7 protein-coding genes are annotated in these 5,548 nt (G+C 74.1%); 3 read left to right on the forward strand and 4 right to left on the reverse strand.

Going from position 1 to position 5,548, the window contains the following annotated elements:
- On the forward strand, positions 1 to 479 hold a 479-nt coding region (locus tag PSR1_RS21265), incomplete at its 5' end, for a TerB family tellurite resistance protein (RefSeq protein WP_193388402.1).
- Here the strand turns inward: PSR1_RS21265 and PSR1_RS21270 are convergent.
- Entirely contained in the window at positions 472 to 933 is a 462-nt protein-coding gene (locus PSR1_RS21270) for a DUF2203 domain-containing protein (RefSeq protein ID WP_237758187.1), read from the reverse strand. The two genes, PSR1_RS21265 and PSR1_RS21270, sit on opposite strands and share 8 nt — an antisense overlap.
- Positions 934 to 988: 55 nt before the next feature.
- Here PSR1_RS21270 and ffh point away from each other — a divergent pair, with 55 nt between their 5' ends.
- Both ffh and amrB read left to right on the forward strand, forming a co-directional pair.
- Positions 989 to 2,641 carry a signal recognition particle protein gene (gene ffh / locus PSR1_RS21275; RefSeq protein WP_059439368.1) on the forward strand — a complete coding sequence of 551 codons (1,653 nt, stop codon included), beginning with the start codon at positions 989 to 991 and terminating at the stop codon, positions 2,639 to 2,641.
- A gap of 12 nt (positions 2,642 to 2,653) precedes the next feature.
- Positions 2,654 to 3,553, forward strand: coding sequence for an AmmeMemoRadiSam system protein B (gene amrB / locus PSR1_RS21280; protein ID WP_059439369.1), 900 nt, complete (start codon positions 2,654 to 2,656; stop codon positions 3,551 to 3,553).
- Between the two features lie 3 nt (positions 3,554 to 3,556).
- On the opposite strand, the gene PSR1_RS21285 is transcribed toward amrB, so the two are convergent.
- The 3 genes from PSR1_RS21285 to PSR1_RS21295 form a co-directional block, all read right to left on the reverse strand.
- Positions 3,557 to 3,754, reverse strand: a complete 198-nt coding sequence (locus tag PSR1_RS21285; RefSeq protein ID WP_059439370.1) for a hypothetical protein — start codon at positions 3,752 to 3,754, stop codon at positions 3,557 to 3,559.
- Positions 3,751 to 4,872, reverse strand: coding sequence for a TIGR04552 family protein (locus PSR1_RS21290; protein WP_059439371.1), 1,122 nt, complete (start codon positions 4,870 to 4,872; stop codon positions 3,751 to 3,753). The genes PSR1_RS21285 and PSR1_RS21290 overlap by 4 nt, the downstream gene beginning before the upstream one ends.
- A 193-nt stretch (positions 4,873 to 5,065) precedes the next feature.
- On the reverse strand, positions 5,066 to 5,548 hold a 483-nt coding region (locus PSR1_RS21295; protein WP_152643408.1), incomplete at its 5' end, for an AgmX/PglI C-terminal domain-containing protein.

The following is a 5,548-nucleotide window of genomic DNA, read 5'->3' on the forward strand; positions in this document are numbered from 1 at the left end:
ACCGCGCCGTGTCGCCCTACGAGCTGGCCGTGCTCCGCGCCGTCCTCCGGCGGCTCTCCCGCGGCGCCGGCCCCCCGCCGCGGGCGCTCCTGCGCACCGTGGACGAGGCCGGGCCGGAGTGCCTGGAGCTGCTCTCCTGCCTGGCCTGGACCGGCGGGCGCGACGCGGCCGCGGCGCAGGCTGCGCTCGACGCGGGCGCGCGGGCGCTGGGCGCGCGCGGCCCGTGGCGACTCCTCCCCCGCGAGCAGCTCGGGCTCGGGCGGCTGGAGACCGCGCTCGACCGGCTCGACGCGGCGTCACCTACCGTGAAGGCCGCGACGCTGGAGGCGTGCTCGGCCGTGGTCCGGGCCGACGGCCGCGTCACCGCGGACGAGGCCGAGCTGGTGCGGGCGGTCGCTGCCTCGCTCGGCCTACCCTTTCCGCCCGGGCTGGAGGCGGCGGCGGCCCCCGGCGCCGGCGCGGTCGTACCCCTCAGTTGAGGAAGGCCGGGGGCCGGACCGTCACGCCCTCGATCGGCTGGCGGGAGGCGAACCCCTCGTCCACCGGGTGCCAGTGCGACACCGCCGGCTCTCCGTACTGCCAGCACAGGAACACCGGCTCGCCGTCCTGGAGCGAGTAGAAGTCCACCAGGCCCGCCTCGAGGTCCTTCACCAGGCACCCGAGGCCGTTGATGCGCTCGACCGCCGCGGCGAGCTGGTCCGCCAGCGCGCGCAGCCGCCGCGCGCCGGCCTCGTGCCCGGCGGGGCCCGGCTCGCCCCGCTGCAGGATGGCCATCGCGACCTCGGCGCCGCCCAGCGCCTCCACGCACGCGACCATGTCGGCGCGCACCTGGGCGACCCGCCCGAACTCGATCTCGAGGTCGGACACGAGGTCGTTCGCCTCCTCGACGGTGAAGTACCGGGGGCCCTCGTCCATGGGCGGAAACCTCGTCATCTCCGTGTTATAAGCGCGGCGCGTGGCCCAGCCAGGGCCGAAAGGATCACGCCGAGTGCTCGAGACCGTATCCAAGGGCTTCAAGGCTGCCCGCAACAAGCTGAAGGGGCGCACCGAGATCACCCCGGAGGTCGTGGACGACGCGCTCCGCGACATCCGCGTCTCCCTGCTCGAGGCCGACGTCTCGTTCGACGTGGTGAAGCGCTTCGTCGCCCGGGTCCGCGAGAAGGCCATCGGCGAGGTGGTCGAGACGAAGATCAAGACGGAGAAGGGGCAGCTCCGCGTCACGCCCCAGGACCACTTCGTCAAGATCTGCCACGACGAGCTCGAGGCGCTGATGGGCCCGGTGGACACCTCGCTCCGCCAGGGCGAGCGCGGCCGCCCGACCGGCATCATGATGGTCGGCCTGCAGGGCTCCGGCAAGACCACCACCGCCGGCAAGATCGCGAACCGCCTCCTCAAGGACGGCAAGAAGGTCATGCTGGTGGCGGCGGACGTGTACCGCCCCGCCGCCGTGGACCAGCTCAAGGTGCTGGGCGAGCGGCTCGGCGTGCCGGTGTTCCACGAGCCGGGCGTGTCGCCGCCGGACATGTGCCGCCACGCCTTCGAGGCGGCGCAGCGCGAGCACCGCAACGCGGTCATCTACGACACCGCCGGCCGGCTCGCCATCGACGACGAGCTGATGACCGAGCTCGAGAACATCAAGGCGAACGTCGCGCCCGAGAACATCCTGCTGGTCGCCGACGCCATGATCGGCCAGGACGCGGTGAAGACCGCGAGCGAGTTCGACCGGCGCCTCGCCATCGACGGCTTCATCCTCACCAAGCTCGACGGCGACGCCCGCGGCGGCGCGGCGCTCTCCATCAAGGAGGTCACCGGCAAGCCCATCAAGTTCCTCGGCATGGGCGAGGCGCTGGACCGGCTGGAGGAGTTCCGGCCCGAGGGGCTCGCCTCCCGCATCCTGGGCTTCGGCGACATCGTCGGCCTGGTGAAGGACTTCGAGCAGCACGTCGACGAGGAGACCGCCGAGGCCGAGGCGCAGAAGATCCTCTCCGGCGACTTCACGCTCGAGGACTTCGTCAACCAGATCCGGATGGTCCGGAAGATGGGCCCGCTCGGCGAGCTCATGGAGAAGTTCCCGATGTTCGGGGAGCTCCCGGAGAACTTCCAGTTCGACGACTCCGCCCTCACCCGCATCGTGGCGATGGTGGACTCGATGACCCAGGCCGAGCGGCTCCGCCCGGACTCGATCACCGAGCCGCGGCTGAAGCGGATCGCGAAGGGCTCCGGCCGGACCGAGAAGGACGTCCGCGACCTGCTCAAGCAGTACAACGCGATGCGCGGCGTGATGAAGCAGGTGGGGTCGGCGCCCGGCCTGCTGGCGCGGCTGCCCGGCGTGAAGCAGCTCATGCAGCTGCGGAAGATGCAGGGCAAGGGCATGGAAGACGTGCTCGGCGCCGACGCCGACGCGGTCGAGCGCGCCATGCAGGGCGGCCTGGTGGACCCGCGCATGGCGGCGCAGATGGCCGGGCTGCCCAAGGGCTACACGCCGCCCATGTCGGCCGGCGCCATGGCGCGCGCGCGGATGATGGGCTACGCGCCCGAGCCGATCGCGATCGAGTCCGCCAAGGAGCGCGAGGCGCGCAAGAAGAAGCGCAAGGCCGAGCGCCAGGCGCGCAAGAAGGCCCGGAAGAAGGGCCGCCGCTGAACGGAGCGCGGGGTGGACGGGCCAGGCCAGCGCGCGCTCTCGACGTACCGCGCGGCGCCGTTCCGGCCGCCCGCCTGCGCCGGCGCGGTCTACCCCGACGCCCCCGGCGCGCTGCGCCGCGCGCTCGACCGCTGGCTGGCGCTCCCCGCCGGCGCCCCGGCCGCGCCGCCCGCGCCAGGCCGGGTGCTCGTGGCGCCGCACATCGACTACGCGCGCGGCGCCGCGGGCTACGCGCACGCGTACCGGACCCTCGAGGCGAGCCGGGCCGACCTGTTCGTGATCTTCGGCACCGCCCACGCCACCCCGCCGCGCCGGTTCACGCTCACCCGCCTCGACTACGGCACGCCGCTCGGGCCGGTCCGCACCGACCGCGCGCTGGTGGACGCGCTCTGCGCCGCGCTCGGCGAGGACGCGCTGCTCGGCGACGAGCTCTGCCACCGCGACGAGCACTCGGTCGAGCTGCAGGCGGTCATCCTGGCCCACCGGCTGCGCCGGCCCTTCACCGTGCTGCCGGTGCTCTGCTCCTCCATCGGCCACCTGGCCGACCCGGCCGCCGCGACCGCCCCGTTCCTCGGCGCGCTCGCCCGCGCGGTGGCGGGGCGGAGCGTGTGCTGGGTGGCGGCCGCCGACCTCGCCCACGTCGGGCCCATGTACGGGGACGCCCGGCCGCCCGCGCCGGCCGAGCTGGCCGCGCTCGCGGCCGCGGACCGGCGGACGCTCCGCTACGTCGAGGCCGGGGACGCGGCGGGGTTCCACCGCGACGCGGTCCGCGACGGCGCGCGCCGGCGGCTCTGCGGGATCGCCCCGATCTACGCCGCGCTCCGCGCGGCCGGCGCCGGCGCGCGGCTGCTCCACTACCAGCAGTGGACCGACGGCGTGGACTCGGTGTCCTTCGCCGCGGCCGCGGGCTGACCCCTAGATCTCGCCGCCCCCGTGCGCGTCCTCCTCGCCCGCCGCCTCGCCGTACTCGATGGCGCAGCGGGGGCAGAAGGCGTTCGGCGCGGGCGCGCCGGGCACGGCGATGGTGTCCCCCTCGGCGCCGCACACCTGGCACACGCCGGCGATCACGACCTCGCCGCGGTCCTGCGGGCTGTTCTTGGTCGGCTCCCTCATGACCCACCTCGCCGTCTGCGCTTCGGCACCACCAGGCCGCGCGAGAGGCGCCGGAGCACGCGCTTGAGCTGCCGGCGCTTGTACCGCTCGTGCGACGAGTCACCCGCCTCGTTCGCCTCCGCGGTCGCGCGATCCACCACCTGGAACTCCACCAGCGAGAACACGATCCGCCCCAGCTCGTCGGCCATCGGGTCGAGCGGCGGCAGGAGGTCGTCGATGCGGACCGGCAGGTCCACCACGAAGTTCAGCACCCGGTAGCCGCGGCCGCTGAACTCGTTGCGCGGCTCTGAGGGATCGCGCCGCTCCAGGTCGGGCGGGAGCTGCAGCTGGCCGGAGAGCTCGGCGCCCCGCGGGTGCCGCTTCAGGAGGTCCACGAAGCGGACCAGGCTGTTCTGCGTCTGGCCCGGGACCGTGTAGTTGAACGGGAACAGCGTCCGCGTGAGGTGCCACACCACCGGCGCGATCTGCTCCGGGGTCTCGGTGACGACGCGGTACCGCACCCGGTCGAAGATCTGCGCCGCCACCGACTCCTTCTTGGCGATGAGCTTCGTCACCAGCGAGCCGCGCGCCTTCACGCTGCCGGCGAACTCGAGGATGGGCAGCCCGCCCGCCTGCATGCGGGCCCCCTCGGCCATGATACGGCGGTCCACCCGCTCCGAGAGATCGCTCTCGCGGATGGGCGTGCGGAACAGCAGCTCGCGCGCCTCCAGGTGGTGGATCACGTGCATCACCTTGAGCACGACGCAGGCGATGCGCCGGTACTTCCGCGGCTCGGCGGCGCCGGAGGCGAGCAGGAACAGGTCCCGCACGTCGTCCGGCATGGCCACCGGGTCGGCGACGCGGTAGCCGAACGCGTGGCGCAGGTACTCGACCGCCTGGCCCAGGATGGCGCGCAGGCGGCGCTCGTCCCGCGGGTCCTCCAGGTCGAACAGGTTCAGGCCGAGGAACGCGTCCACCTCGGCGGCGGTGGTGAAGTCCAGGCGGCGCCAGTCCACCACCGAGCCGCCGCGCAGCACCAGCCGGAGCGCCTCCAGCTCGGCCAGCCCCATCTCCTCGAGCGGGCGGTAGAGAGCGCCCGGGACGGAAGGCTGCTTCGGCTGCTTCAGCTCGAAGGGCATCTCACCTCGGAGGTCGCGGGGCGCGAGCGGCGAGGCTGAAGATGTCAGCGCGGGGTGACGGGGTCAAGGCGCCGATGGCCGCACGCGCGAGCGGCCGCCTGGCGCCACGGGGAGCGCCCCGCCCCGCCGGCCCCGAGCCCGTCCGAGGGCCGGCGGATCCGGCCCCCGCCCTGCGTGAACCCGGATCGCGCGGCTAGAACTTGATCGGGAAGGTCACGTCGGAGCGACCGCTCTTCGACCTCGGGAACTTCGTGCCCCGGAGCACGCCCGAGAGGCACTGGGCGAGCGGGCCGGAGGCGTACTCCGGCGTGGCGCACTTCGCGTTCTGCACCGACCCGTCGGGGGTGATGCTCCAGCGCATCTTCAGCACGCCGGACGCGGCCGGATCCCGCGCCTTCTGCTCCTGCACGCACTGCTGCAGCGAGGAGACGCGTCCGAGGATGGTCTCGTTGACCTGGGAGTCGGAGACGCGGTCCGGCAGCGCGCCCCCGCCGGGCGCGGGCGGCACGTACACCGAGCGTGCGCCGGGCTTCGTCCCGCCGAGCGCGGCGTCGAGCGCGGCGTCGTTGCTCTCGAAGTCGAGGACGGAGTCGCGCTTCCGCGTCGCGGGCGCCGGCGCGGGCTCGGCCTTGGCGACGCGGGTGGGCTCGCGCACCGTCCGCTCCGGCGCCTCGCG

Origin of the sequence: Anaeromyxobacter sp. PSR-1, assembly GCF_000964525.1 — a bacterium.
In the GTDB taxonomy this organism is placed as follows: Bacteria; Myxococcota; Myxococcia; order Myxococcales; family Anaeromyxobacteraceae; genus Anaeromyxobacter.